A 25,368-nucleotide genomic window follows, 5' to 3' on the forward strand; every position below is an offset into this window, starting at 1 on the left:
TTGACGCCGCCGCTTTGTCTGGAACGACTTTCATGAAGCCCGCCTGTTCGGCTTTATTGCGTTGCCGATACTCGGGCCGTTGCTCAGTTATTGCGACTTTAGGGGCGACTCCGGTTCCGGCCCATGGTCCGCTGCTGGCACGTAGTTACCGCCATTAGTTGCCATCGCGGAGAGAGGCGGTGGCCTTGACCCGCGCGCTTCCCGTCCGCGATGAATAACGAGCGGAGAAAGCCGGCTCGAGGAGATCACATGACGGTCGAGGCACACTTGAGTCACGGCCAGCTCTTCAGCTGGCGGGAGATCGAGCGTTATCCGCAGGGCTGGGGCCACGAGGCGAACCTCCCGGCGACGTGGGACCTGCGCGGCCTGACCCCGGCGCAGGTGGACCGGGCGCTCGGGCGGCTCGTCGACCGGCACGAGACGCTGCGCACCACCTACGAGGTGTGCGACGGGCTGCCGGTCCAGCGGATCCACGAGAGCGTGCGGCTGCCGGTCGAGCGGGTGGACCGCCTGGTCACCGACCCCCACGAGCACGAGCGGGTCAAGCGGGAGCGACTGGCGATCCCGTTCCCGATGACCGGCGACCTCAACTGGCGGGCCCTGATGGTCAGCTCCGAGGGCGCGCCGATGTACCTGAGCCTGACCTTCTCGCACCTGATCGTGGACGTGTGGTCGATCCATCATCTGCAGGACCAGTTCAAGGCCCTGGTGGCCGGCCGTCCGGGCGTGGCCGAGCTCGGCTTCACCCCGCGCGAGCTGGCGCGGCGGCAGCGGACGGCGTCCTGGCAGCCCAGGCAGGCCGCGTCCGAGCGCTACTGGCGCGGCGTGCTCGCGGACGGTCTGATGGACCGGTTGCCGACGCTGCCGTCACGGGTCGAGCGCGAACGGCTGGAGCTGACGCTGACCTCCCGCCGCCTGGGCGGGCTGGCCGCGCAGGCCGGCCGGACGCACGGTGTCACCCCTCCGGCCGTGATCATGGCCTTCGTCGCCGCCGGTCTGGCCCGCCACCTGGACACCGACCGGGTCACGATGAGCCTGATGTCCTCCAACAGGTTCGCCCAGGAGGACCAGCACAACATCGGCACGATGAACCAGCTCATCCCCTTCGTCACCGCCGTGGACCGTGGCGCCACGCTCGGCGAGCACATCAAGCGCCTGCACTGGGCCGGCGCCAAGGCCTACCGCTACTCCTCCTACGACTTCGACCGGGTCACGGCCATGGCCGCGGCCGCCGGGGAGGATCCCGGCCACGACTGCTGGGTCAACCACCTGTTCCGGGCCTGGTTCAACTACGTCCAGGTGGACCGGCGGCCGGCCGACCCCGCCGACCAGAGCCCGGCGACGCTGGCGTGGACGCCGCTGGCGCAGAGCTACGGGCAGGCGTTCCGGGTGCGCGTCGAGGTGGACGGCGGCGAGACCCGGGTGCTGATGCTGGCCGACCCCGACGTGCTGTCCGCCGAGGCGATGATCGACATCATGCGCACGCTGGCGCTCGGCGTCCAGCTCGCGGTGACCGATCCCGGCCGCGGCCTGAAGGACCTGTGGAACGGGCACGCCCGGGACCTCCCACCGGCGCTGTTCCCCCGCGACCTCCCCGAGCGGGTGGTTACCGCACCGATGACGTACGCGAGCCCGACCGACGATGGGAGAGACCGTGGCACGCACCCTGTACCAGTGGTTCGCCGACTCCGCGGCACGTCACGGCGACCGGATCGCGCTTGAGGCGGGCGGCGTCCGGCTCACCTACGCCGAGCTGGAGACACTGTCCGCGCGTCTGGCGGCGGAGCTGGTCCGCGCCTGCGGCGGCCCCCCGGCCAGGGCCGGACTGTACGCGGCGCGTACACCTCTCGCGTTCGCCGGATACCTGGCGATCCAGCGGGTCGGCGCGACCGCGGTCCCGCTGAACCCCGCCGTGCCGGACGCGCGCAACCGCACGGTGGCCGCCACCGCCGGGCTCGACGTGGTGCTCGCCGACGCGGACCTGCGCCCGCCGCCGGACCTTCCCGCCCCCGTGCTGGCAGTGAGCCTGGCCGACCCGCCCGCGCCGGGACCGCTCCCCGCCGGTCCGGTGGACCCGGGTGAGCCGGCGTACGTGCTGTTCACCTCGGGCTCGACCGGCGCGCCCAAGGGCGTGCCGGTGCGCCACCGCAGCGTGGACGCCTACCTCTCGCACGTCGTCCCGCGCTACGAGCTGGCGCCCGGCTGCCGGGTCTCCCAGACCTTCGACCTGACCTTCGACCTGTCCGTCTTCGACATGTTCGCCGCCTGGGGCGGCGGGGCGACGCTGGTCGTCCCCGGCAGGTACGACCTGCTCAAGCCGGTGGCGTTCGTGAACCGGGAGCGGCTGACCCACTGGTTCTCGGTGCCCTCGGTGGTGTCGCTGGCCATGCGGCTGCGCCGCCTCGCGCCGGGGTCCATGCCGTCGCTGCGCTGGAGCCTGTTCTGCGGGGAGCCGCTGTCGCTGCGGCAGGCGGGCGCGTGGCGGGCGGCCGCGCCGGGAAGCGTGCTGGAGAACCTGTACGGCCCGACCGAGCTGACCATCAGCTGCACCCAGTACCGGCTGCCCGCCGATCCGGCCGCCTGGCCGAGCACGGCCAACGGCACCGTGCCCATCGGCCTGCCGTACCCGGGGGTCGAGCACGTGGTGCTCGACGGCGACGGGCGGCCCGCCGGGGAGGGCGAGCTGTGCCTGCGCGGGGTGCAGCGCTTTCCCGGCTACGCCGACCCGGCCGACGACGCCGGCCGGTTCGTCTCCTTCGACGGAGTACGGGCCCGCGACGGCGAGGCGGTGACGGAGGAGTCCTGGTACCGGACGGGCGACCGGGTCGCCTGGCGGGACGGCGTGCTGGTGCACCTCGGCCGGCTGGACCAGCAGGTGAAGATCTCCGGTCACCGGGTGGAGCTGGGCGAGATCGAGGCGACCCTGCGCGGGCTGCCCGGCGTGCACGAGGCCGTCGTGCTCGCGCTGCCGGACCGGGACGGTGAGCCGGCGCTGGAGGCGGCCTGCACCGGGCACGGGCTGGACGGCGTGGCCCTGGCCAAGGGGGTCGCCGAGGTGCTGCCGGGGTACATGGTGCCGCGCACGGTGACGGTGCTGGAGGCGCTGCCGCTCAACGCGAACGGCAAGGTGGACCGTCGAGCCATCGCGGGCGCCCTGCGCGGCTGACGACCCACAGAGATCAGGCAATGCGGGCGGAACAGGCCGGATAGGACTGGGCCGGGATAGGACTGGGCCGGGATAGGACTGGGCCGGATCGGGCGGGGCCGGGATCAGCTGCGGGCCACGAGGGGGGCCACCGCCGCCCACAGTGAGCCCACCGTGGCGAACGTCGCCTCGTCCAGGATCTCGTCAGGCACCTGCACGCCGTAGGCGTCCTCGATGTCCACGAGCAGCCGCACCACGCCCATGGAGTCGAGCCCGAGGCCGGCCAGCTCGTCGAACGCGGCCAGCATCCCGGAATCGGCGAAGGGCAAATGCGGCCGCAAAATATTCTGGAATTCGTGAGGTATTTCGAGCATCGTCACCAGGCACCTCATAGAAGAGCGTACTCGTAACGATTTTCGCGGCCACCCGCCGCACCGGTCAAGGCGGCCCCCCAGCACCCCACTGGCAGGAAATAGCGGCCTGTTCCGGCCAGCGTGGACAGGTTGTCATACGTGGGCGGAAAGCCAATGCTCAATATTGTCGACCTGTCCTCGCATACGCGGCGGTGGAGGCCCCAATTGTCCGCTGTGAAGTCCGCGAACCTCTGCTGGGGGCATCGCTACATGTGGCTGAGAATCAATCAGCTGCCGCCCGAGCACCAGCACGAGTCGCACATCCTGCTGCGCTTCCGGATACATCCGGGTCTCACCCTCGCCAACATCAAGGCGATACTGCTCTCCCTGACCCGCCGGCACGAGGCGTTGCGTACCACCTTCCACCTCGACGGCGGCCCCCGGCAGCGGGTGCACGCTCCCGGCGCCTGGCCGATCGTGCAGGCGAGCGTGGAGCGGGACGGGACGCCCAGGCCGGCGGACGTCATCGAGGAGCTGGCCTCCCGGCCGTTCGACCTGGCCGCCGAGTGGCCGATCCGCGCCTGCGTCATCACCCGGGACGGCGCGCCGCAGCAGGTCGTCATCGTCTTCAACCATCTGGCCGTCGACATGTGGACGCTGGAGAAGTTCGAGCACGAGCTGTGGTCGCAGGCCCGGGGCATGACCTCGCGCCGCCCCACCTCGCTGCCCCCGGTGCGGCAGCAGCCCACGGACCTGGCCCGGTGGGAGACGTCGGCCGACGCCGCCGTCCTGGCCGCCCGCGCGATGGCGTACTGGGAGGAGCAGATCTCCCGCCTGCCCACCGACCCGTTCGCCGCCCGCCGGCGGACCGGTGATGCCACCCGGCGGCAGGCCGGTGATGCCGTCCAGCAGCAGGCCGCGATGTCCCACGAGGCGCGGCACGCGACGCTGACCTCGCCGGCGCTGCTGGAGGCGGGCCGGCGGATCGCCGCCAGGCACAAGGTGTGGCCGTCGGCGGTCCACGTGGCCGCGCACACCGCGCTGCTGGCCGCCTACACCGGACAGCCGGCGGTGGGCCAGCTGGCGTTCTCGGGCAACCGTGAGTCGCACCCCTTCCAGGACGTGCTCACCTGCATGTTCTCCCCCATGCTGGTGCGGGTCGACTGCTCGGACGACCCGCCGTTCAGCGAGCTGATCCAGCGGGTGACGCGCGGCTCCGAGCAGGCCGCCCAGCACTCGTACGTGCCCTACGACGAGGTGGTCGAGCTCGTGTCCCGGGAGGGTTCCCGGCGCGGCGAGCCCGTACGGCTGGGCTCGGAGGTCAACTTCCTCAACCAGCGCACCCTGACCTACCGGGGCAAGCGGACCACCTTCACCTGGAACCGGCCGCCGGAGGCGTGGGCGCATCACGGCGGCGACACGTACCTGCGGATCGACGAGTGGCGGGACGCGGTCGTGCTCGCGCTCCAGGCGGCGTCCTCGGTCATGGACGCCGGGACGGTGGAGGCGTTCCTGCGCGGCCACGAGGCCCTGGTGCTCGCGCACGACGACCCGGCGGCCGACCTGCGGATCAGCCAGGTGGCCGCGCTGGCCGGCTTCAACCCCCCGGCCCTGCCCGCCGCGGTGCCACCCGCCGCCGTCATCCCGGAGGCGGCCGAGGCCGCCGTGCGGGCGTTGGCGGAGGCGGTGTGCCGGGTGCACGGGCTCGCCCGTCTCGATCCGTCGGACAGTTACGTCCTCGCCGGAGGGCGCGTCCTGCGCGCCCCCGAGGTGCTGGCCGAGCTCGGCGAACGAGGCTGGGAGGGCCTGACGCCCCGCCTGCTCGCCGCGCCCACGCCGCTGAAGGTCCTGGCCGGCCTGCTGGCCCCGGCCCACCCCCCTGCCACCGGCACCGCCGAGCCCGACCTCACGACCAACCAGAAACTCGGAGTGTGAAGAACCATGGGTAACGTTGTCAGCGACCGGGTGACCAAGGCGCACCGGCTCGTGGCCTCGGAGCAGGAGCTCCGCGAGGTGATCGGCCGCGAGCTGCCCGGCGCGGGCCTCGGCGAGCTGGTCATCATGGGTGGCCATTTCATGCTCTTCGAGGACGACGCCACGGGCCGCCTGGTCCCCGGCATCATCGAGGAACAGCGGGACGACATCATGCGCCGCCGCGTCGCCGGCCGCGTGGGCGTCTTCCCCGGCTACACCTGGCGCCTGGCGGCGGACCTGGCCAGGGCCTACACCGACGCGGGCGCCGCGATCCGCCTCCTGCTGCTGGTCAACGACTGGCAGTACGTGCCCAAGACCGACCGGCCGGCCTCCGCGCTGCGCGCCGAGTTCTTCGAGGGGTTCACCGCGCTGCCCGCCGGCTACCTGAGCGCCCTGGACGAGGCGGGCCTGTCCCCCGACATCGTGCTGCCCAGCCGCAAGCACCCGCTCGCCTTCCCCGAGACGTGGCTGAAGTACCGGTTCCAGAAGGCGGCCGACAAGTTCGTCAAGCAGGGCCTCCTGGAGAAGCGCTTCCTCGACACCGGGGAGTCCGGCCGGGACACCGAGGTGGCCTTCCTCGACGCCGAGGGCAACTACCGCACGCTGATCAGCTGCGGGATCACCGGCTGCGCGGGCGAGATCACCGAGATGATCTCCGAGGTGCACCGGGCGGGTCACCGTTCGATCCTGATCTTCGCGCCGGGTGAGTGCCTGGTGCCGGTGCAGACGGGCGTGGAGATCGCGCTCAATCTGTACGACCTGCGCGGCATGCGGGTGGTCGTCGCGGCCCCCGGTGGCAGCGGGGAGATGTCCCAGGACGAGATCTACCACAATCTCGTCTCAGTCAGTACCTACAAGAGCTGACCGCCATGAAAGTCATCTACCTGGACAACTGCGCCACGACCCGCGTCGACGACGAGGTGGTCGACGCGATGCTGCCCTTCCTGCGCGAGGACTTCGGCAACCCGTCGTCCCCTCACCTGCTCGGCAAGCGCGCCCGCAGGGCGGTGGACGCCGCCACCGAGTCGGTGGCCCGGCTGATCGGCGCCGACCCCGAGAGCCTCGTGTTCACCTCCGGCGCGACCGAGAGCAACAACCTGGCGCTGCTGGGCATGTTCGGCCACGACGAGCGCTCCCCGGTCAACGCCGCCGTCTGCCCGACCGACCACAAGTCCTCGCTGTCCATCGGCCGGGCCCTGGCCGCCCGTGGCCTGGACGTCGGGACGATGCGGGTGGGCCCGGACGGCCGGGTCGACCTCGGCCACCTGGCCGGCCTGCTGGACCCGTTCTCCCGGGTGGCCACCGCCGCCTGGGTGAACAGTGAGATCGGCACGGTCCAGCCCGTCGCGCGGATGGCCGCGCTCTGCCACGACGCCGGCGCCATGCTGCACGTCGACGGCGCCCAGGCGGCGGGCCGGATCCCGATCGACGTGCGGAAGGCGGGCGTCGACACGATGTCGGTCTCGGCGCACAAGGTGCACGGTCCCAAGGGCGTCGGCGCGCTGTACGTACGGCCGGAGATCCGGCACCGGCTGCGGCCGGTGCTGTTCGGGGGCGGGCAGTACGCGCTGCGCAGCGGGACGATCCCGACCCATCTGGTCGTCGGCATGGGCAAGGCGTGCGAGCTGGCGCTGGCCGGGCTGGAGGCCGGGTGGCGGCGGGCGCGTGAGCTGCGCGCGACGGCACTGGACCTGCTCATGGCCGGTTTCCCCGGCGTCCGGGTGAACGGCGACCCGGAGGGCGGCGTGCCCCACGTGCTGAACGTCGTGCTGCCCGGCGTGCGCGGGGAGAGCCTGGTGTCGAGCCTGCGCACGGTGGCGCTGTCCACCGGGTCGGCGTGCAACTCCGGCTCCCAGGAGCCCTCCTACGTGCTGACCGCCATCGGCCTGGCCGCCGAGGACGCCAACAGCTCCGTGCGGTTCTGCCTGGACCCCGGGATGGCCACCGAGGACCTGGTGCTGGGCGTCGAGCTGGTCCTGGAGCGGGCCCGTGCCCTCGCCGACGTGGTCGTGGCGATGCACGGACACCGCGTACCGGAAACGCTCGTCTAGCGGGTTCCCCCGCGTCCCGCTCGCGGGACGCGGGGGACGCGGGATCATCCGGCGGCCCCGAGATATCGGCGGGCCGCCTGCACGCCGGCCTGGAACCTGCTGGTCGCGTCCAGGTCGCGCATCAGCATGGCGATGTGCCGGCGGCAGCTGCGCACCGACATGCCGAGCTTCCTGGCCACGACCTCGTCGGTGTAGCCCTTGGCCATCAGCGAGGCGATCGCCTGCTGGAGGTCGTCGGCCACGTTGGCGTAGCCGACCTCGACGCCTTCCAGCGGCGTGGCCGTCTCCCACAGGTGGTTGAACAGGTCCAGCAGGAACTTGGCGATGCCGTGGTTGTGCACGCGGGCGACGCTGGCCTCCCCGTTGTCCTCCACACCGTCCTCCCCGTCGCCCTCCACGCCGAACATGACGACGAGCGCCCGGTCGAAGACGACCGCCGACCTGGGCACGTGGCTGACGGTGAAGACGGCCGCGCCCGCGTCGGTCAGCCGCTTCAGCAGCATGCGGGTGGACACGTCGGCGCGGCTGCGGTGCTGGCAGATGATGCGCACCGTGACACCTCTGGCCAGCAATGTCAGGTACATCTGCGACAGGTCCTCGACGTCGCCGCCGGCGGCCTGCATGGCCAGCACCTCGTCGCGGCAGGCGTCCCCGGCCATCTTCAGGAAGCCGCGCACCTCCATGGCGCCCACGAGGTACTCCACGGCGCTGGCGGCCGAGCTCCGGCCGGCGTCCCCGTACTCCGAGCGGAAGGCCCCCATCCGCTCGCGGATCTGGTCGATCAGCTCGCGGCGCTGGTAGATCTCACGTTCCACGGAGGACACGAGGGAGGCGGAGGCCAGTTCGGGATCGACCGGCACGAACCGGCGGCCCTCGCTGTCGTCCACTCTGAGCAGCCGGCTCTCCACCAGGTTGGCCACCGCCTCGTGCGCCTCGCGCAGGCTCAGGCCGAGATCCTCGGCGGCCACCTCGACCGCCTCGATCACACCTTTGCGCGCGGCATAGCGGTAAATGTCCGTCACAGGGTCGCCGTCGGCGGGCGATCTGCCGGTGAATAATGTGGTCACACTCATGGGTCGGTCTTCCTCTCACCTGTTCATGAACTGCTCGGCCACCGAGATGACGTACTGGCCGTAGGTGGACTTCTCGAGTTCGACGCCGAGCCGGTGACAGGCCTCGGCGTCTATGTAGCCCATTCGCAGGGCGATCTCCTCAAGGCAGGCGATGCGTACGCCCTGCCGCTGCTCCAGCAGTTGGACGTACTGGCTCGCCTGCAGCAGCGACTCGGGGGTGCCGGCGTCCAGCCAGGCGAAGCCGCGGCCGAGGTCGACCACTCTCGCCCTCCCCCGTTCCAGATAGGCGCGGTTGACGTCGGTGATCTCCAGCTCGCCGCGCGCCGAAGGGGTGATGTTCTTGACGATGTCCACGACGTCGGGGTCGTAGAGGTAGAGGCCGACGATCGCCCGGTTGGACCGGGGTGTGCGCGGCTTCTCTTCGATGGACAGCAGGCGGCCGTCGGCGTCGGTCTCGGCGATGCCGTACCGGTGCGGATCGCGTACCGGATAGCCGAACAGCACGCAGCCGTCGACGGTGTCGCACTCCTGGCGCAGCCGCTCCTGGAAGGAGTAGCCGTGGAAGACGTTGTCCCCCAGGATCAGCGCGACCGGGTCGTCCCCGATGTGGTCGGCGCCGAGCACCAGCGCCTCGGCGATGCCGTTGGGCTCGGCCTGCTCGGCGTAGTCCAGGCGCAGCCCGAGCCGGGAGCCGTCGCCCAGCAGGCGGCGGATCTGCGACAGGTCCTCCGGCGTGGTGATCAGCAGGATGTCGCGGATCCCGGCCAGCATCAGCACCGACAGCGGGAAGTAGATCAGCGGCTTGTCGTTGACGGGCAGGAGTTGCTTGGAGACCGCCAGCGTCGCCGGCAGCAACCGGGTGCCGCGCCCTCCCGCGAGAAGTATCCCCTTCATCCGTACCATCCCCCTTGTGGCGATCAGGTGACCCGAGTGCGCCGGTCGAACAGGATCAGCGAGCCGCCCAGCAGCAGGACGGCCATCCCCGAGAGCACGGCCACCTCGGGCAGGACCGTGCCGAGCCCGGTGCCGGGCTTGGTGAGCGCGAGCAGCGCGTCCATGCCCCAGGCGTGCGGGAAGGCGTGGCCGATGGCGTTGATGAGCTCGCCGGAGGCCTCGCGCGGCCACAGGCAGCCGCCCAGCATGCCCAGGACGACCCCGAGCGGCGGGCCGATCGCCGGTGCCTGGTCCGGCGAGCGCAGCAGGGTGCCGACCAGGATCGCGGCACCGGTGGCGACCAGCGCGAACACGCCCACGACGACGGCCACCGCGAGCGGGTCGCCCCACGTCACGCCGAACGCCAGCGAGCTCACCACCATGATCAGCACGGCCTGGGCGGCCGCGACCAGGAACCTGCTCAGCGCTTCCCCGAGCAGCACCGACCGCTGGTGCACGGGTGCGGTCAGCGAGCGCTGCAGCATGCCCAGCCTGCGGCTCTCCACCAGCGCCGCGGCGACCGCCATGGAGTTGATGAAGGTGAACAGCAGCAGGTTGGCCGGGGCGGTGTAGGCGAAGCCGTGCGGGTCGCCGGCGGTCGTCGCGGAGTCGGTCACCGCGACCCTGCCCCCCTCGGCCTGGGCCTGGCGCACGTACTCCGCGGCCTGCGCGGGGGTGGCGCCCGCGACGCCGGCCGCCCGGGTGGCCTCCAGGACCGCCGCCACCTTGCCCACCGCGACGTCCACGGCACTGCGGGCCGCCATGCCGCTGCCGTTGGTCTGCGTCATGACCAGCTCCAGCCGGGTCGAGGCCGCGGGGATGACCAGGCCGGCGGCCAGGGCGCCCTCGCGTACGCCGGAGCGCAGCTCGGCCGCCGTGTCCATCGGCAGGACCTCCAGGTCCGGGTGGCGCCGCAGTTCGGCCAGCACGGCCGTGGTGATCGGGTCGGAGCCCCCGGCGACGACCCCCACGGGCAGCCGGGCGGAGCCGGTGGTGCCACCGCCGAGCGCCATCCCGACGAAGACGATGGACACGAACGGCATGATCACCATGAAGAACAGGCCGACCCGGTCACGCGTGTGACGTCGCAGGTTGGCGGCCACCAGCGCCAGCACCGGCCGGGGCCTGCCTCCGGGGAACGGGCTCAAAGCAGCAGTCCCTTCTTGAACCCGGCGACGGCCAGCCCGCCCGCCACCAGCGTGATGGCGCACAGCACGCCGATCGGCCCGGCCACCGCGCCGACGGACCCCGCCGCGCCCGAGCCGGCCAGCTCGGTCAGCGCCGTGGAGGTCCAGCCGTTCGGGGTGAGCATGGCCACCGCGCGCAGCGGCTCGGGCAGGTCGTAGAGCGGGACCAGGCTGCCGCCGAAGAACGCCGCCACGAAGGAGACGACCATGATCACGCCGTCGGCCTGGGCGTCGGTCCGCACCCGGCTGGCCACCAGCATGGTGATCGCGGCGGCGGCCAGCACGTGCGCGACCAGCACCGCGAACACCGCGACGGGCTGGCCCCAGGTGGTGCCGAAGATGAGCGTGGAGGAGCCCCAGCAGACGCAGACGCTGACCACCGCCAGCGCGAACCCGACGACCCCCTTGCCGGCCACCGGCACCCAGGCGGCGACCGGGCCCGCGCGGATGCGGTCGAGGGTGCCGAGCTTGCGCTCGGTGAGCAGGCCCCGGAAAGAAGCGCCGACGACGAAGAAGGCGAACAGCGCCGCCATGCCGGAGCCGTAGTAGACCGACAGATCCACCTTGCCGCCGGAGAGCGGGTCCTCCGCGAGGGTGAGGGCGGGGCCGGCCGCGCCGTTGCGCTCCACCAGCTCCTTGACCTCCTCGCCGGGCACTCCGGCGCGCAGGACCGCGCGGACGGCGAGGGTCCTGGCGTCCACCACCGCCGAGATCCGGTCCACGATGGCGCTCGCCACCACCCCGGCCAGCGGCGCCTCCGGGGAGGTCAGCACCGAGACGCCACCGCCGCGCCCGGCGCCCACGCTCTGGCTGAACCCGGCGGGGAACACGATGGCCGAGCCGATCTCGCCCGCGTCCAGCGCCCGGCGCGCCTGCTCCTGTCCGGGCAGGTCGCGCAGGGTCACCGCCTCCTTCAGCTCGTCGGAGGCCAGCACCTCACGGCGCACGGAGGCGGGGAACTCGCCGCCGTCCAGGTCCACGAAGCCCACGGTGGCGCGCAACGGCGGGTCGTCGCCGCCGAGCGCGAGGCCGAAGAGGGTGGCCAGGGTCACCGGCACGATCAGCGCGATGACGATCGCGGTGCCGTCCCGCAGCCGGGTGCGCAGTTCGAGCGCGCTCACCGTGACAATCGCCCGCCACATGTCAATCCCGCAAGGTGGTGCCGGTGAGGTGCAGGAAGGTCGCCTCGAGGTCGGGCTCGATGACCTGGGTGGCGGTGACCGTGGCGCTGCCCTCCACGGCGGTGATCAGCGCGGGCAGCAGGTATCTGCCGCCTTCGGCGATCAGCCGTACGGAGCCGGCGCCGGTCCTGGCCGCCTCGATGACGCCCTCGACGGTGCGGAGCTTGGCGAAGGCCGCCTCCACGTCGCCGTCGAGCACCAGCTCGATCTTGTCGGCGCTGCCGACCATGGCGACCAGCTCGCGCCTGGTTCCGTCGGCGACGATCCGCCCGTGGTCGATGATCGCGACCCGCTCACAGACCCGCTCGACCTCCTCCATGTAGTGGGAGGTGTACAGCAGGGACATGCCGTCCTGAACCAGGAGCTCCAGCCCGTCCAGGATCGCCTTGCGGCTCTGCGGGTCCACCCCGACGGTCGGCTCGTCCAGGATCAGCACGTCGGGGCGGTGCAGGAGGGCGGCGCCGATGTTGATCCGCCGCCGCATGCCGCCGGAGTAGGTGTCCAGCCGGCCGTCCGCCCGGTCGGTCAGCCCGATCAGGTCCAGCACCTCCTCGATCCGCCCGGCCAGCCGGCGTCGCGGCAGGCCGAACAGCCTGCCGAAGAAGCGCAGGTTCTCGCGGCCGGTCAGCTCCGGGTACAGGGCGATCTCCTGCGGCACGTACCCGATCCGGGCCTTGGCCCGCCTCGGGTCGGCCGCCAGGTCCGTGCCGCCGACCAGGACGGTCCCGGCGTCCGGGCGCAGCAGCCCGACGAGCATGGAGATCGTCGTCGTCTTGCCCGCGCCGTTCGGTCCCAGCAGTCCGTACGCCTGGCCCGGCGCTATCGCGAAGCCGACGTCATCGACCGCGACCACGTCGCCGTACCTCTTGGACAGGCCCTCGCAGGCCAGCGTGGGCGTCATCGCGGGCCCCAGCCCGCTGCGGCCGTCAGCCCCGGCGGGTCGCCCTTGTCGGCGATGTTGCCGGCGAACGCCTGGCGTGTCAGGTCGGCGCCGAGCTGGAAGTCCAGCGGGCTGTTCCCGGTGATCCGGTTCCACAGCACGTGGTTGTCCAGAGCGTCGTCGCCGCCCCACTCCTTGGAGGAGCCGATCACGAAGCCGGCGCCCATCACGGACTCGCCGCTGGGGTGGTTGTCGTGGATGTGGTTGTCGACGACGCTGACCCGGTGGGTGCCGATCAGCGCCAGGCCGACGCCGGAGATCGGCGGCCCCGCCGCGCCGAGCCCGTCCGGCTCGGCGCCGCTCGCCAGGTCGTTGCCGTGCAGCTCGTTGCCGGCGACCAGGCAGTCGCGCACCCCGCCCTCGGGCTCGCCCTCGTACACCTGGTTGAGCAGCAGCACGCCGATCGCGTTGCCGTGGCAGTCGTTGCGTACGACGCGCGCGCCGGAGGAGTTGTCCACGAAGATGCCGAAGGCGTTGGCGAAGGTCTCGTTGCCGGAGATCAGGCCGCCGGAGCGGGCGCAGAAGCTGAGGGCGACGCCGCCGTACTGGCTGCCCGAGGCCCGGCAGCCCACCACCTCGCAGCCGCTCGACTCGCGCAGGTAGACGCCCCAGACGGCGTTCTCCTCGGCGGTCACCTCGCGCACGGTGACGCCGGCGACGGTGTGGGCGTAGATCCCCGCGCCGGAGAAGCCGCGCACGGACAGCCCCTCCACGCGCACGTCACCGATGCCCCCGCCTGTGCCTCCGCCTGTGCCCTCGCCTGTGCCCTCGCCGTGCACCGTCACGCCGCTGACCACGTCCTCGGCCGCGTCGTGCAGCCGGGGCACGCCCGCGGGCCCGCCTTCGCCGGGGACCAGCACGGTCCGCTCCGGTCCGGCGCCGACCAGGGTCACGCCCGAGTGCCGGATCCACACGTTCTGCGAGTAGACGCCCTCTTCCAGCACGATGCGCGCCCCCGGGCCCGCCTCGTCCAGCGCCCGCTGGATCGACTCTCCGGGTCGTACGGTCACCATCCGCGACATCACACGCTCCCCTCCACGTACACGATCGCCAGCGAAACGAACAGGCCGTCGCCGATCCCCCAGCGGGCGGCGCCGGCCACAGTCCCGTCCGCGCCGCCCTCGGGACGCAACCGGCGCAGGGCCGCCCGGCCGCTCGCGCCACGCACGGTGTACGCGGCGCCCTCGGTCAACGGCAGCCCGGTCGAAGCGGCCAGCTCCCCGGCTGCCTCCTCCAGCAGCGAAGCGCCCCGACCGGCGGGCGGCCGGGACTCGGCCTCGAAGTCGTGCCAGGCGAACCCCGGCGGGCGGCCCCCCACGGCCTTGATCAGGCTCTCCTTCACCGAGAACGCGGCCGGCCCGGGGCCCAGGTCACGTTCGGCGGCGGTGGTGAGGCGGCGGTCGAACACGCCACCGCCCCGCCGGCCCGCCCGGACGATCCGATCCACCTCCACGATGTCCACACCCACCAGCACCGCACCGTCCACGCCGAGGACCACGCCACCGTCCACACCCACCGGCACCGCGCCGTTCGCGCCCAAGGCCACGGCGGCGTTCACACCGGCGCTCCGGCGCAGCGGGCCACGAAGGGCTCCAGCACGGCGGTGTACTCCTCGGCCCGCTCGACCATCGGGATGTGCCCGCTGTCCTCCACGAGCAGCACCTCGTTGCGCGGGTACTCGGCCAGCACCTCCAGCCACGGATCCACGGGCGTCATCCGGTCGTGCCTGCCCCAGACGTACATGGCGGGGCAGGCCACCCGGTCCAGCGCGGCCCTGACCTGGTACCGGCGGGTCGCCTTGAGGCTGCGGGCCATGCTCACCATCGACTCCGGACGCCGCAGCATGTCGCCGACCTCCGTCATGCGCTCGGCCGAGAACAGGCTCTGCCCGCCGTGGAACAGCGCGGCCATCATCCGCTCGCCGAACTCGTCACCGAACGGCCGCACGCTCCCCCTCCGGTCGAAGCTGAGCCCGACGTCGGGGTCGGCGGTCAGGCCGGGCGCGCCGCTGACCACGATGCCGAGCACCCGATCGGGGCGGCGGCCCGCCAGGTCGATGGCCACCAGGCCGCCCAGCGAGTTCGCGCACAGCACGATCTCCGCCACCCCGGCCGCGTCACACGCGCGCAGCAGCGCGTCGCCGAGCTGCTCGATCGAGCCGGCGACCCGGCGGTCGAGCGCGCAGATCGCCTCATTGGTACGCAAGACCGGCCGGCCGGCCGCCTCCAGCCGGCGGTAGGGGTGCTCCCAGATCCAGCCACCCGCGAACAGCGCGGACATGAACACCACGGCCGGCCTGGCGCTGTCGCCGAGCCGATGCTCAGCGGTGAAGTCGATCATCAACGCTCCAGTCACTTACGTCTTCGGGGTCACAGATCGCGAGGGCTCGATGGGCGGATCACAGAGGCTCGGTGGGCAGGAGGGCGGCGGGGCGGGGCGGGGGCGGGGTCATAGGGTGGCGGCGTCTTCGGGGGTCCAGCCACATGGACACGTGGTGTCGGTGCCGGTGGCGATGACGGTGGCGCAGGTGGGGCAGCGGGCGTAGTCGCGGGCGGAGGCGGGGTACCAGACACTGGTGTGCACGCGGGTGCACAGGCCCCCCTTGAAGAAGCGGCGCATGGCCCGCTGATGCGGCCGGGCATGGACCGCGCGCAGCGACTCCGGCCGGTCATAGGCGCTCAGCGTGAACTTGCGGTCCCCGGCGTCGAAGGTCGTCGCGCCGAGGAAGCCGCGGGACGCCCGTAGCGACTTGACGATCTCCACGCTGAGCAGGTCCACGTCGGCGGCCTCGGCGTCGTCGCGGATCTCCAGCCAGGTCAGCACCATTGCGCCGGGACGCTCGGTGCGCCCGGCGGCGACCCGGGCGCTCAGTCCGTACTCGCGCGTCTCGTCGGCGGCCGGCACGAACCGCGCCGCGTACCCCAGCGCCTCGGCGAGCGCCAGCCTGTCGTAGGTCCGATGGACGTGCGCGCCGTCCCGGGCGAGCGTCACCAGGTCGGTGCCGGACACCGCGACGGTCCCGCCCGTCGCCGGCATGCCCAGATACGCGCCCCGGTGGTCGGCCCGCAGCGTCCACGAGACGGTGACCGCGTCCTCCCCGCCCGTCACCCTGTCCACGAGAAAGCGCGGCCCCGCGAAACGTGCCAGCACACCCGCCGCGTACGCCACCAGCGCGTCACCGGCCAGCACGCCCCCGGAGTCGGGGTCGGCGTAGGACGCGACACTCGCCGCCACCCCGTCCGGGTCGCCGGCGCTCCACGCCGCCAGGTGCTCTTCCGCGATCTTCCGTACGTCCAGGTCACCCACGACGCCCTCCCCCATGCCCCATCCGACCCCGCACGCCCACCGCACCCTCGGAGAGGTGAGAAGAGGAAAGGACCACAGCACACTGTGCGTCTTCTGGGAGGAGGGCGGAGGCCAGGGCTACGGCCAGGGCGTGGTCGCGGGTGTGGGTGATCGACACGCGGATGTGCCGGTGGGGGTCGGCCCGGGTGGCGGGGGCCCCGCTCAGGTGTACGGCCGGTGGGTGGCCGTCGAGGCAGGCGGCGTCGCCCCGGCAGGCCGGGGTGGGGTGCGGCAGGATCTCGACCCGGCCGAGGTGCCCGGCGGTGGGCGGCAGGCCGAGCAGGCGCAGCACCGCTCGCTTGCCGGCCAGCCGCCCGGCCCAGTGCTCCAGCGTGCCCGCCGTGGACCTGACGCGTTCGGCAGGGGTGAAGACGTCCGCCACCCGCAGCCCGCCGAGCAGCTCGACCGGCCGCGTCAGCCCGGTGTAGGCGACGGCGGCGCTGCCCCAGCGGTTCACGCGGCCACCTGCTTGGCCAGGCGGCGGAGGGTGCCGGGATCGGCCATGCTCAGGCACCGGGCCCCGGCCCGGCGGGACAGCCCGGCCAGCACCTTGCTGTCGCCGACCTCGACCCCGGGGGCGATCGCGTCGACCGCGCCGATCGTACGGGTCCATCGGACCCTGCCGGTGAGCTGGGCGACCAGCGCCTCGCGGAGGATGTGGAGGTCGGTGGTGGGCTCGCCGGTGACGTTCGGCACGACGGGGACGCGGGGCTCGCGCATCGCGGCCGCCGCGACCTCCGCCGCCCACGCGGGGACCGCGCCGGCCATGAGCGGGGAGTGGTAGGCGTCCCCCACCTTGAGCGCAATGATCTTGGTGGCAGCGGTGGCGAGTTTCTCGAAACGGTCCAGGGCAGGGGCCGCGCCGGAGACGACCACGTGGCCGGGCGCGTTCTCCAGCCCCACCACGACGGGCTCGCCGGGCGCGGTGGCGTCGGCGGCCAGCTCCTCCACCCGTTCGACGGCCAGGCCCATCACCGCGCGCATGCCGCCGCCGGCCCCGGCGGCGGCCGCCATGAGCCGCGAGCGCGTCTCCACCAGCCGTACGGTCCCGGCCAGGTCGAGCACGCCCGCCGCGTGCAGCGCGGTCAGTTCGCCCACGCTGTGCCCGGCCACGACGGCGGGCTCGTACCCCTCCTCGGTCAGCACGGCCAGGGCCGCGAGGTTGCAGGCGGTCACCGCCACCTGGGCGTGCTCGGTGGACACCAGGCGGTCGAGCGGGCCGTGCGCGCACAGCGGCGAGATCGGCCGCGACAGCAGGGCGTCGATCTCGTCGAGCCGGTCGCGGGCCACCGGCCTGCGGCGCAGCCAGGCGCCCAGGCCGACGCGCACGGTGCCTTGGCCGGGGAAGAGATAGCCGAACATGACATGCACTCCCTTTCGCTCACAGGCGGCGGCGCGGCCGGCGTTCCTCGTGTGCCGGGCGCTCGGTGCCGAGGAAGCCGAGCAGCAGCTTGTTGACCTCGTCGGGGGCGTCGAGGGGCAGCCAGTGGCCGGCGTCCTCGATCCGCTCGTAGCGCCACGGGCCCTTGACGAACTTGCCGGACCCGGCCATGCCCTCCTCCAGCAGGGCCTTGTCGCCCGCGCCCCAGATGCCCAGCGCCGGCGCCAGGACCGGCGGGAAGGGGCGGGAGGTACGCAGCTCGGCGGCGGGCGAGCGGTTGGCGCGGTACCAGTTGAGTCCGGCGGTCAGGGCGCCCGGCCTGGCCAGGTCGCGTACGTAGCGGTCATGGTCGCCGTCGCGCCCCATGATCTCCTTGAACAGCCGCCAGCCGTTGCGGCGCAGCAGCTCCTCGCTCACGCCGGGGAACTGGTAGAAGAGCATGTACCACGAGGCCGCCCGCTGCTCGATCGACGGCGTGGCGAAGACACCGGGATGCCCGACCGACAGCGCCACCAGGTGATCGAGCCTGCGCGGCATGAGGAAGGCGTACATCCAGGCGATGGCCGCCCCCCAGTCGTGGCCGACGAGGTGCGGCCGCCTGACGCCGAGCTCGATGGTCAGCGCCACGATGTCGTTGACGATCGTCTGCATCCCGTACGCCTCGACCTCCTGCGGCTTGCCGGAGTCGCCGAAGCCCCGCATGTCGGGCGCGATGACGCGGAAGCCACCCTCGACCAGCGCGGGGATCTGGTTCCGCCACAGGTAGGAGGAGTCGGGGAAGCCGTGCAGCAGGACGACCGGGTCGCCTTCGCCCTCGTCGACGTAGGCGATGTCGACGCCGTTGACGTGAACCGTCTTCTTCTCGATCATGCCGTCTCCCTGAACAACCGCTCAGCGAAGAACTCGCTGAAGCCGAACTCGGGTACCTCTTCGGGGGCGACCATGTTGAGCAGCCCGGTCACCTGCGCGGCGAAGTTCTTGGCCATCAGCTTGCGGACCCGGCGTCTGCGCTCGACGGCGGCGGGCCCGAACTCGACGTGCAGCCTGCTGATGATGGAGGCGCCGAAGTCGAGCCGCTCGATCCGGAAGGCCCGCTCCTCGGCGTACGGCGTGAACGCCGACGGCGACCAGTCGGCGGAGCCGAGCAGGATGTCGCAGACGGTCCTGGAGTCGCGCAGCGCGCACGACAGGCCGGTGCCGAGCACGGTGTCGGCGTTACCCGCCTCGTCGCCGATCAGCACCACGCCCTCGGTCATCGGCGGCCCCTCGGGGACGCTCGACACCGAGGGCCACACCGACAGCGGCCCGGCCGGGATCGCCTCGGTCACCGCCTTGCCCCGGTCGGGCAGGCACTCCAGCTCGAAGGCGGCCAGGAACCGCGCCACGCCGCCGGGGCCCCGGTAGCGGTGCTTGTTCACGGTGGGGAAGTTGAGGTAGAGCCGGGCCCGGCCGTAGCCCTGGGGGAAGACCATGAACATCCGGTCACCCTCGGTGCCCATGGCTTGCACGTCGGGCGGCCAGGCGTCCAGGCCCTCGACCATCATGCCGCCGCCCCAGTGGTGCATGGAGTTGCGCATCGTGATGCCCACCTGGCGGCCGACCGTGCAGCCCCTGCCGGTCGCGCCGAGCACGATCCGGGGGCGCAGCTCGCGCGGGCCGTCGGGGGTGCGGTAGGAGACGACCGGGCGCGGGCCCGGCGTCACGTCGATCTTCGAGGCGGCCATCTCCAGGCGGGCGCCGCTCCGTACGGCCTGCTCCGACATCAGCTCGCACACGGCGTGGTGCGGGAAGGACATCGGGCCGCCGATGCCGGGGATGAACCCGGTCATGTCCACGGCCTCGACCTCGTCCTCGGTGACGGCCTCGTCCCAGGTCATCCACTCACGGATCTCCCAGCCGCCGCCGTTCCAGAAGCACTCGTCCACGCCCAGGCGACCGGCCTCCCGGATGCCCCAGGGCGCCAGCCACTCACCGCGTACCAGATCCTTGTAGGCGTCCTGCTTCTCCAGCAGCACCACGGACAGTCCGCCCGCGGCCAGCTTGCAGGCCGCCGAGGCGCCCGCGATGCCGCCGCCGACGATGACGACGTCGGGCTGCTCGAACACTTGCGTCAACTCCCCCACCTCTCCCAGTAGGTGCGCTCTTCCGCGCTGTAGCGGTCGGCCGGGCGAAAGTCGGTCCCCAGCGTGTAGGCGACCGGGATCATGCACACCTGCGTGACCCCCGAGGGGATGCCGAGCAGCTGTCCGACCTGCCGTTCGTGGGGGACGTGCAGGCAGGTGATGGTGCTGCCGAGGCCCCGGCTGCGCAGCGCGAGCTGGAAGGACCAGATGGCGGGGAAGATCGAGCCGTAGAAGATGCTGGCCCTGGTCTCGCCGTGGCGCACCAGGTGACCGGGGTCCTCGTCGGGCTTGTCCGCCATCCGTGTCCGCCACGCCTCGTTGATGGCCGTGACGTCCGGCGGGCGGCCCAGCACGCACGGGATGACCAGCGCCGGCACCGCCTCCAGCGTTTCGGTGAGGGCGTGCGCCGAGGCGTAGTTGCGCTTGGCCTGCGCGTCGTTGCGGCGGCGGCCCGCGTTGGTCCAGATGTCGTTGCGGTGGAACGTCCAGGACGAGCGGATCATCTCGGCCAGCTTCAGCTTGACGGCCGGGTCGGTGATCACCAGCCAGCGCCAGTTCTGGTGGTTGTTGGCCGTCGGCGCCTGGACGGCGACCTCCAGCGCTTCCAGGATGACCTCGCGCGGGACCGGCCGGTCCAGGTCGAGCCGGCGGCGCACGGATCGCGTGGTCGTCAGCAGGCGGTCGGTCTCGGCGACGTCGAAGGGCATGGTGCTCATGCCGCCCCCAGCAGGACGGCGCCGCACACCGAGCCGGGCGCGGCGGTCAGCGCGAGCGCCTGCGCCACCGGCTCGGGCAGGGTGGGGTCGGTCAGATAGTGGCCGGGGTCGCCGGCGACCGGCCGGGTGAGCCCGTCGAGCGCGGGCGCGATCCCGTCGCGTACGGCCAGCGCGCCCAGGGCGATGTTCATCGCCCCGCTCGCCGCCTGGCAGTCGCCGATCAGGGCAGCGGACGAGGTGAGCGCCGCGCTGGAGGCCATCGCCAGCACGGCCGCCGCCTCCCCGTCCTGACCCGCACCGACCACCACCCCAGGAGCCGCCTCCGGCAGCGCCGCGATGCCCCGCGCCACCGCGTGACGAACCGCTGGGTGGTGGGTGGCGTGGGCGGTGCCGAGCACCCGGGCGTACGCCCGGCCGCCGCGTTCCGCGCAGTGGTCGGCCGACTCGACCACGAAGGCCACCGCGGCGGACCCCGGCACCGGCTCCGCCGTGCCCGTCTCGTACGGGGTCGGCACGTTCTCCTGGTCCTCGTACGCGGGCATGCCGCCGGCTCGCTCGTCGGCCGCGACCACCAGGACCACCTCGGCCTTGCCCGCCCTGATCAGCTCCAGGGCGCAGTCGAGCGCGATCGAGGCCGAGGCGCCGCCGTTGCAGATCGTGGTGGTCGGCCCGCGCAGGCCCAGCGTCTGGCAGACGGCCCCGCCGGTGGCGTTCAGCACGACGTTGGAGAAGCTCAGCACGGCCGGCTTGTTCGGGTTGAGCGCGATGCTCTGGTCGAAGCCGCCGGTGCTCTCGGTCGAGCCGGCGCCGGTGGCGAAGATCAGCCCGACGTCGTCCAGCGCCTTCCTGGGCAGCTTCAGCCCGGCGTCCTCCCAGGCCAGGCGGGAGGCGGCGATCGCCATGCGGGACAGGTGGTTCATGTGCCGCCACAGCGAGCGGGGCGCGTACGTCCGGCCGTCCAGCGAGGGCGCGCGCCCGGCGGCCCGCCGTCCGGCGGCGATGGCCGCGCTCACCTCGGCGATGCCGGTGCCCGCGCCGGTGACCGGCCCGAGCCCGGTGATCACCGCGTCACGGCGCGGCAGATCCTCGTACGGGCGCGGACCGCGCAGATCACGTGGCCGGGTCAGCACGAGGGAGACGTTGTTGCCGCCGAACGCGTAGTTGTTGGACACGACCGTCTCGATGGTCATGGGGCGGGCCACGTTCGGCACGAAGTCCAGGTCGGGGGCGGACGGCTCGGTGTCGAAGCCGATCGTGGGCGGGGCGACGCCGTGGCGCAGCGCCAGCACTGCGGCCACCGCCTCGACCGCGCCCGCCGCCCCCAGCGTGTGGCCGAGGAAGGACTTGATGCTGCTGGTGGGCACCTGCCCGGCACGCTCGCCGAAGGCCAGGCGCATGACCTTGGCCTCCATGGCGTCGTTGGCCGGGGTGCCGGTGCCGTGGCCGCTGACGTAGTGCACGTCCTGCGGTGACAGGCCCGCGGCGGCGAGCGCGCGGCGCACGGCCGCGGCCCCTCCCCTGCCGGTCGGGTCGGGCGCGGTCGCGTGGTAGGCGTCGGCCGACAGGCCGTAACCCGCGACCTCGGCCAGCGGGACCGCGCCCCGCGCCAGGGCCAGGTCCAGCGGTTCGAGGAGCAGGAAGGCGGCCCCTTCGCCCAGGTTCAGCCCGTCGGAGCGGCTGTAGGGGCGGCACGGGCCGGTGCTGAGCGCCTGCAGCCCGGCGAAGCCCGCGTAGGTGCCGAACAGCAGCGGGTCCACGCCACCGGCCAGGACGGCGTCCGCCTCGCCGGTCAGGATCTTGTCCATGGCGAGGCCGACCGCGTTCCCGCCGGCCGCGCACGCGGTGGAGACGAGGATGCGGGGCCCGCGCAGCTCCAGCCGCTCGGCCAGCACGTCGCCGGTGCGGTGCATGGGCTGGTAGCGGCCCGCGACGTCCGGGGTCGCCTGGCACTTGCCGAGGATGATCCCGAACCGCTCGGGGTCGGCGGTCACCGTGCCCGCCTGTGCGATCGCCTGGCGCGCGGCGACGAGCGCCAGCTTGGCCGTCCGGTCGAGCCCGGCGTCGGCGCCGGGCAGCTGGGAGGTGATCCACTCCTCGGGCACCTGGCCGGCGTGCCTGGCCTCGAAGACCGCGTACGCCTCGTCCAGCACCGGGGTGAGGCCCCCCTGGCCGGTGGTGAGCCGCGACCAGAAGTCCGCGGGGTCGCGGCCGGCCGCGCAGATGATGCCCAGGCCGGTGACGACGACGGGCCGCAGCGCCATGCTTGTCTCCTTCTCGCGAGAAGCGGGCAGGCCGATCAGATGATCGGGATGCTCCAGCTCTTGGGCACGATGTAGGGGCTGGTCAGCGTGGTGACCCCGACGCCGCCGGCCGACAGCTCCAGCCCGGCGGCGGCCAGGTCGCGGTCCACGCGGGCCAGGCCGAGCGTGGTGCCGAGGCCGACGCTGTGCACGGCGTGCACGACCTCGCCGACGACCTGGTCGCCGGCCATGACCCGGGTGCCGGCCAGAGGCACGCCGTCGGAGCAGGTGAATCCGACGGTGCGCCGCCCGGTCCCCGACTCGAACGCCTCCAGCACGGCCTCGCGGCCCACGAACGCCTCCTTGGTGACGTCGACGAGCCAGTTGGCGCCGATCTCGATCACCGTGGCGCCCGGGGTGGCCTCGTGGCGTGGCATCGGCTGGCGCACCTCCAGCATCGCCAGTTCCAGGGCTTCCTGGCCGGCCGGGCGGGCGTGCTCCAGGGACAGCCGCCACAGACCGGCTGCCGCCTCCCGGGGGACGATCATCTGGTAGCCGTACTCGCCGGTGAAGCCCGTCCTGGCGAAGACGATGTCCACGTCGTCCCAGGTGGTCTCCACCACGGACTCGAACGGCAGCGAGGCCAGCTCGCCGTCGATCAGCCGGCCGACCACGCCCCAGGCGTACGGGCCCTCCAGGCCGACGAGCACCAGCTCCGGGGAGCGGTCGGCGATCTCGATGCCGTCGCCGGCCTGCGCCCGCAGGTGCTCCAGCAGACGCGTCCCGGCGCCGCACGAGCTGGCCAGGAGGATGCCGTCCTCCCGGCCGAAGGCGAGCACCTGGTCCACGACCTGCCCGGCGTCGTCCAGGACGAGGCTCATCATGCAGCGGTCGGAGGTGAGGTACTCCACGTCGCGGGCCAGCACCCGCTGCGCGTACCCGAGCGCGTCGGGGCCGGTGACCTCGATGAGCCGGTGCCCGCTGAGGTCGATCACGGCGGCGCGTTCCCTGAGTGCCGCGTACTCCTCCGACAGCGCGCCGGGCGCGGCAGAGAAACGCAGCGGTACGGTCACATCGCCGACCTCGCCGTAGACGGTTCCCTCAGGATGGGTGGCCGCGAGGACGTTGACCATGGTTCACACCTTTCGCACAGAACGTTGACCGGCCGGATCGGCGATCGTGAGGATTCCTTCGGCGGCCACCTGGCCCGCCACCCGGGCCGACACGCGGAACTCCGCGAATCCGCCGCCGCCTCCGGCGCGTTCGGCCGTGAGGGTGAGCTGGTCGCCGGGGACGACCGGGCGCCGGAAGCGCATCGACTTGATCCCCGCCAGGTAGCTGATCTCGCTGGCCCCGGCCAGGGCGAAGACCACGCCGGCGAGCTGGGCCAGCGCCTCGGTGATGACGACGCCGGGCAGCACCGCCTCGTTCGGGAAGTGGCCCTGGAACCACAGCTCGGTGCCGGCGACGTTCTTGGTGGCCGTGCCCTTCACGCCGGGTTCGACCTTGCCGACCCGGTCCAGCAGCAGCATCGGCCAGCGGTGCGGCAGGACCGCGCGCACCTGGTCGTGGGTCAGCCCGGAGACGACCGGCAGGGCGGTGGGCTGTGCCTGCGTGACGGTCATCCCTGGGCCCGCAGGGCGGGGTTGACCTCGTCCGCGAGTCGCGAGACCGAGCCGAAGACGGCCATCTCACTGTCGTAGAGCGCGACCCCGAACTCCGCCTCGATGGCCACGTAGAGCTCCAGCACGTCGAGGCTGTCCAGCTCCAGGCCGCGGCCGAACAGCGGCTGGTCGTCGGTGATCCAGTCCGGCTCGATCTCCAGGTCGAGCCGGGAGACGATCATCTTCTTGATCTGGCTGCAGGTCTGCTGCCGTTCGGCGGCCTTCGCGCGCAGCTCGTCGATGGTCATGATTCCTCCTGGTGCCTCGGGGCTTGCGAGAGGGAGAGGTGGGTGGTTCACCCGAGGCCGCCGCCGTGGGCGACCACCACCGAGCCGGACATGTACGACGCCTTGTCGGAGGCCAGGAAGGTGACGATCGAGGCGATCTCCTCGGGGCGTCCCATCCGGCCGAGGCGGATGCGCGACTCGTACTGCTTCCTGATGTCGGCGGGAACCCTGCGGGTCATGTCGGTGGCGACGAACCCGGGCGCGACCACGTTGGCCCGCACCCCGTGCGGGGCCGCCTCGTTGGACAGCGCGTGCGTGAAGGCGATGATCGCGCCCTTGGACGCCACGTAGTTGGTCTGGCCGGGGAAGCCGCCGTCCAGGCCGCTGGAGGACGACAGGGTCACGATGGATCCGCTGCGCTGGTGCTGCATCAGCTTCAGCGCCTCCCGGCAGGCGAGGAAGGTGCCGACGAGGTTGGTGTCCACCGGGGCCCGGAACTGTTCCAGGCTCATGGCGATGAGGAAGCGGTCCTGGGTGATGCCGGCGCTGGTCACCAGCACGTCGAGGCGGCCGTGGTCGGCCCGGATGTCGCGGAACACGCGGCGTACGGACTCCTCGTCCGTGACGTCCGCCCGCACGCTCGTCGCGCTGCCGCCCGCTTCCTCGATCCGGGCGACGACCTCCTTGGCGTCCTGCTCAGAGTTGGCGTAGTTGACGATGACGTGGGCGCCCTCCCTGGCCAGGTCGAGCGCGACGGCCCGGCCGATCCCGCGCGACCCGCCGGTGACCAGGGCCACGGAGCCTTGGGTGAACAGCATCAGCGTCTCCAGGAATT

Annotated in this window: 25 protein-coding genes; 5 read left to right on the forward strand and 20 right to left on the reverse strand. The window is 72.6% G+C overall.

Annotation, left to right across the window (positions count from 1 at the left end):
• Positions 1-249 precede the first annotated feature (249 nt).
• Positions 250-1,722, forward strand: coding sequence for a condensation domain-containing protein (locus ACIBQX_RS12825; RefSeq protein WP_397003673.1), 1,473 nt, complete (start codon positions 250-252; stop codon positions 1,720-1,722).
• Positions 1,655-3,166: an amino acid adenylation domain-containing protein gene (locus ACIBQX_RS12830; RefSeq protein ID WP_397003675.1), complete on the forward strand. Its 1,512-nt coding sequence runs from the start codon at positions 1,655-1,657 to the stop codon at positions 3,164-3,166. Before ACIBQX_RS12825 ends, ACIBQX_RS12830 begins: the two co-directional genes overlap by 68 nt.
• 104 nt (positions 3,167-3,270) lie before the next feature.
• On the opposite strand, the gene ACIBQX_RS12835 is transcribed toward ACIBQX_RS12830, so the two are convergent.
• Entirely contained in the window at positions 3,271-3,474 is a 204-nt protein-coding gene (locus ACIBQX_RS12835) for a phosphopantetheine-binding protein (protein WP_397003677.1), read from the reverse strand.
• A gap of 258 nt (positions 3,475-3,732) precedes the next feature.
• Between ACIBQX_RS12835 and ACIBQX_RS12840 the strand changes: the two genes are divergently transcribed.
• Genes ACIBQX_RS12840 through ACIBQX_RS12850 form a run of 3 tightly spaced genes read left to right on the forward strand, consistent with a single transcriptional unit; the run spans position 3,733 to position 7,523 of the window.
• Positions 3,733-5,433 carry a condensation domain-containing protein gene (locus ACIBQX_RS12840; protein ID WP_397003881.1) on the forward strand — a complete coding sequence of 567 codons (1,701 nt, stop codon included), beginning with the start codon at positions 3,733-3,735 and terminating at the stop codon, positions 5,431-5,433.
• A 6-nt stretch (positions 5,434-5,439) separates the two neighbouring features.
• Entirely contained in the window at positions 5,440-6,336 is an 897-nt protein-coding gene (locus tag ACIBQX_RS12845) for an LPD16 domain-containing protein (protein WP_397003679.1), read from the forward strand.
• A 5-nt stretch (positions 6,337-6,341) separates the two neighbouring features.
• A complete protein-coding gene (locus ACIBQX_RS12850; protein ID WP_397003681.1) occupies positions 6,342-7,523 on the forward strand; it encodes a cysteine desulfurase family protein in 1,182 nt (393 codons plus the stop codon).
• A gap of 44 nt (positions 7,524-7,567) precedes the next feature.
• Here ACIBQX_RS12850 and ACIBQX_RS12855 read toward each other — a convergent pair whose 3' ends face one another.
• The 19 genes from ACIBQX_RS12855 to fabG form a co-directional block, all read right to left on the reverse strand.
• The gene (locus ACIBQX_RS12855; protein ID WP_397003683.1) at positions 7,568-8,596 is read right to left on the reverse strand and encodes a hypothetical protein; all 1,029 of its coding nucleotides are present in this window, start codon (positions 8,594-8,596) and stop codon (positions 7,568-7,570) included.
• Between the two features lie 15 nt (positions 8,597-8,611).
• A complete protein-coding gene (rfbA, locus tag ACIBQX_RS12860; protein WP_397003685.1) occupies positions 8,612-9,490 on the reverse strand; it encodes a glucose-1-phosphate thymidylyltransferase RfbA in 879 nt (292 codons plus the stop codon).
• 23 nt (positions 9,491-9,513) lie between these two features.
• Entirely contained in the window at positions 9,514-10,677 is a 1,164-nt protein-coding gene (locus ACIBQX_RS12865) for an ABC transporter permease (RefSeq protein ID WP_397003687.1), read from the reverse strand.
• Entirely contained in the window at positions 10,674-11,858 is a 1,185-nt protein-coding gene (locus ACIBQX_RS12870) for an ABC transporter permease (RefSeq protein ID WP_397003689.1), read from the reverse strand. The genes ACIBQX_RS12865 and ACIBQX_RS12870 overlap by 4 nt, the downstream gene beginning before the upstream one ends.
• A 1-nt stretch (position 11,859) precedes the next feature.
• Positions 11,860-12,798: an ABC transporter ATP-binding protein gene (locus ACIBQX_RS12875; RefSeq protein ID WP_397003691.1), complete on the reverse strand. Its 939-nt coding sequence runs from the start codon at positions 12,796-12,798 to the stop codon at positions 11,860-11,862.
• The gene (locus ACIBQX_RS12880; RefSeq protein ID WP_397003693.1) at positions 12,795-13,859 is read right to left on the reverse strand and encodes a nitrous oxide reductase family maturation protein NosD; all 1,065 of its coding nucleotides are present in this window, start codon (positions 13,857-13,859) and stop codon (positions 12,795-12,797) included. Before ACIBQX_RS12880 ends, ACIBQX_RS12875 begins: the two co-directional genes overlap by 4 nt.
• Positions 13,859-14,395, reverse strand: coding sequence for a hypothetical protein (locus ACIBQX_RS12885; RefSeq protein ID WP_397003695.1), 537 nt, complete (start codon positions 14,393-14,395; stop codon positions 13,859-13,861). Before ACIBQX_RS12885 ends, ACIBQX_RS12880 begins: the two co-directional genes overlap by 1 nt.
• The gene (locus tag ACIBQX_RS12890; RefSeq protein ID WP_397003697.1) at positions 14,392-15,177 is read right to left on the reverse strand and encodes an alpha/beta fold hydrolase; all 786 of its coding nucleotides are present in this window, start codon (positions 15,175-15,177) and stop codon (positions 14,392-14,394) included. The genes ACIBQX_RS12885 and ACIBQX_RS12890 overlap by 4 nt, the downstream gene beginning before the upstream one ends.
• Before the next feature lie 108 nt (positions 15,178-15,285).
• The gene (locus ACIBQX_RS12895; RefSeq protein WP_397003698.1) at positions 15,286-16,143 is read right to left on the reverse strand and encodes an ester cyclase; all 858 of its coding nucleotides are present in this window, start codon (positions 16,141-16,143) and stop codon (positions 15,286-15,288) included.
• Positions 16,136-16,639: a phosphopantetheinyl transferase gene (locus ACIBQX_RS12900; protein WP_397003700.1), complete on the reverse strand. Its 504-nt coding sequence runs from the start codon at positions 16,637-16,639 to the stop codon at positions 16,136-16,138. Before ACIBQX_RS12900 ends, ACIBQX_RS12895 begins: the two co-directional genes overlap by 8 nt.
• Positions 16,636-17,544 carry an ACP S-malonyltransferase gene (locus ACIBQX_RS12905; RefSeq protein ID WP_397003702.1) on the reverse strand — a complete coding sequence of 303 codons (909 nt, stop codon included), beginning with the start codon at positions 17,542-17,544 and terminating at the stop codon, positions 16,636-16,638. Before ACIBQX_RS12905 ends, ACIBQX_RS12900 begins: the two co-directional genes overlap by 4 nt.
• A 19-nt stretch (positions 17,545-17,563) precedes the next feature.
• Positions 17,564-18,433: an alpha/beta fold hydrolase gene (locus ACIBQX_RS12910; RefSeq protein ID WP_397003704.1), complete on the reverse strand. Its 870-nt coding sequence runs from the start codon at positions 18,431-18,433 to the stop codon at positions 17,564-17,566.
• Positions 18,430-19,668 carry an FAD-dependent oxidoreductase gene (locus ACIBQX_RS12915; RefSeq protein WP_397003883.1) on the reverse strand — a complete coding sequence of 413 codons (1,239 nt, stop codon included), beginning with the start codon at positions 19,666-19,668 and terminating at the stop codon, positions 18,430-18,432. The genes ACIBQX_RS12910 and ACIBQX_RS12915 overlap by 4 nt, the downstream gene beginning before the upstream one ends.
• 5 nt (positions 19,669-19,673) lie before the next feature.
• Positions 19,674-20,402, reverse strand: a complete 729-nt coding sequence (locus tag ACIBQX_RS12920) for a nitroreductase family protein (protein ID WP_397003706.1) — start codon at positions 20,400-20,402, stop codon at positions 19,674-19,676.
• A complete protein-coding gene (locus tag ACIBQX_RS12925; RefSeq protein ID WP_397003708.1) occupies positions 20,399-22,663 on the reverse strand; it encodes a beta-ketoacyl synthase N-terminal-like domain-containing protein in 2,265 nt (754 codons plus the stop codon). The genes ACIBQX_RS12920 and ACIBQX_RS12925 overlap by 4 nt, the downstream gene beginning before the upstream one ends.
• 35 nt (positions 22,664-22,698) lie before the next feature.
• Entirely contained in the window at positions 22,699-23,775 is a 1,077-nt protein-coding gene (locus ACIBQX_RS12930) for an aminomethyltransferase family protein (protein ID WP_397003710.1), read from the reverse strand.
• Between the two features lie 3 nt (positions 23,776-23,778).
• Positions 23,779-24,267 carry a 3-hydroxyacyl-ACP dehydratase FabZ gene (gene fabZ / locus ACIBQX_RS12935; protein ID WP_397003711.1) on the reverse strand — a complete coding sequence of 163 codons (489 nt, stop codon included), beginning with the start codon at positions 24,265-24,267 and terminating at the stop codon, positions 23,779-23,781.
• Positions 24,264-24,554 carry an acyl carrier protein gene (locus ACIBQX_RS12940; RefSeq protein WP_189144725.1) on the reverse strand — a complete coding sequence of 97 codons (291 nt, stop codon included), beginning with the start codon at positions 24,552-24,554 and terminating at the stop codon, positions 24,264-24,266. Before ACIBQX_RS12940 ends, fabZ begins: the two co-directional genes overlap by 4 nt.
• Before the next feature lie 47 nt (positions 24,555-24,601).
• Positions 24,602-25,351, reverse strand: coding sequence for a 3-oxoacyl-ACP reductase FabG (gene fabG / locus ACIBQX_RS12945; RefSeq protein WP_397003713.1), 750 nt, complete (start codon positions 25,349-25,351; stop codon positions 24,602-24,604).
• Between the last annotated feature and the right edge of the window lie 17 nt (positions 25,352-25,368).

Origin of the sequence: Nonomuraea sp. NPDC049714 (assembly GCF_044465295.1) — a bacterium.
In the GTDB taxonomy this organism is placed as follows: Bacteria; Actinomycetota; Actinomycetes; order Streptosporangiales; family Streptosporangiaceae; genus Nonomuraea.

Bases quoted from the DNA above. Each gene is read 5' to 3' on its own strand.
- ACIBQX_RS12910 (WP_397003704.1), bottom strand. From the start codon at position 18,433: ATGATCGAGAAGAAGACGGTTCACGTCAACGGCGTCGACATCGCCTAC.
- ACIBQX_RS12920 (WP_397003706.1), bottom strand. From the start codon at position 20,402: ATGAGCACCATGCCCTTCGACGTCGCCGAGACCGACCGCCTGCTGACG.
- ACIBQX_RS12905 (WP_397003702.1), bottom strand. From the start codon at position 17,544: ATGTTCGGCTATCTCTTCCCCGGCCAAGGCACCGTGCGCGTCGGCCTG.
- ACIBQX_RS12925 (WP_397003708.1), bottom strand. From the start codon at position 22,663: ATGGCGCTGCGGCCCGTCGTCGTCACCGGCCTGGGCATCATCTGCGCG.
- ACIBQX_RS12890 (WP_397003697.1), bottom strand. From the start codon at position 15,177: ATGATCGACTTCACCGCTGAGCATCGGCTCGGCGACAGCGCCAGGCCG.
- ACIBQX_RS12880 (WP_397003693.1), bottom strand. From the start codon at position 13,859: ATGTCGCGGATGGTGACCGTACGACCCGGAGAGTCGATCCAGCGGGCG.
- ACIBQX_RS12930 (WP_397003710.1), bottom strand. From the start codon at position 23,775: ATGGTCAACGTCCTCGCGGCCACCCATCCTGAGGGAACCGTCTACGGC.
- ACIBQX_RS12875 (WP_397003691.1), bottom strand. From the start codon at position 12,798: ATGACGCCCACGCTGGCCTGCGAGGGCCTGTCCAAGAGGTACGGCGAC.
- fabG (WP_397003713.1), bottom strand. From the start codon at position 25,351: ATGCTGTTCACCCAAGGCTCCGTGGCCCTGGTCACCGGCGGGTCGCGC.
- fabZ (WP_397003711.1), bottom strand. From the start codon at position 24,267: ATGACCGTCACGCAGGCACAGCCCACCGCCCTGCCGGTCGTCTCCGGG.
- rfbA (WP_397003685.1), bottom strand. From the start codon at position 9,490: ATGAAGGGGATACTTCTCGCGGGAGGGCGCGGCACCCGGTTGCTGCCG.
- ACIBQX_RS12870 (WP_397003689.1), bottom strand. From the start codon at position 11,858: ATGTGGCGGGCGATTGTCACGGTGAGCGCGCTCGAACTGCGCACCCGG.
- ACIBQX_RS12850 (WP_397003681.1), top strand. From the start codon at position 6,342: ATGAAAGTCATCTACCTGGACAACTGCGCCACGACCCGCGTCGACGAC.
- ACIBQX_RS12855 (WP_397003683.1), bottom strand. From the start codon at position 8,596: ATGAGTGTGACCACATTATTCACCGGCAGATCGCCCGCCGACGGCGAC.
- ACIBQX_RS12940 (WP_189144725.1), bottom strand. From the start codon at position 24,554: ATGACCATCGACGAGCTGCGCGCGAAGGCCGCCGAACGGCAGCAGACC.
- ACIBQX_RS12825 (WP_397003673.1), top strand. From the start codon at position 250: ATGACGGTCGAGGCACACTTGAGTCACGGCCAGCTCTTCAGCTGGCGG.
- ACIBQX_RS12845 (WP_397003679.1), top strand. From the start codon at position 5,440: ATGGGTAACGTTGTCAGCGACCGGGTGACCAAGGCGCACCGGCTCGTG.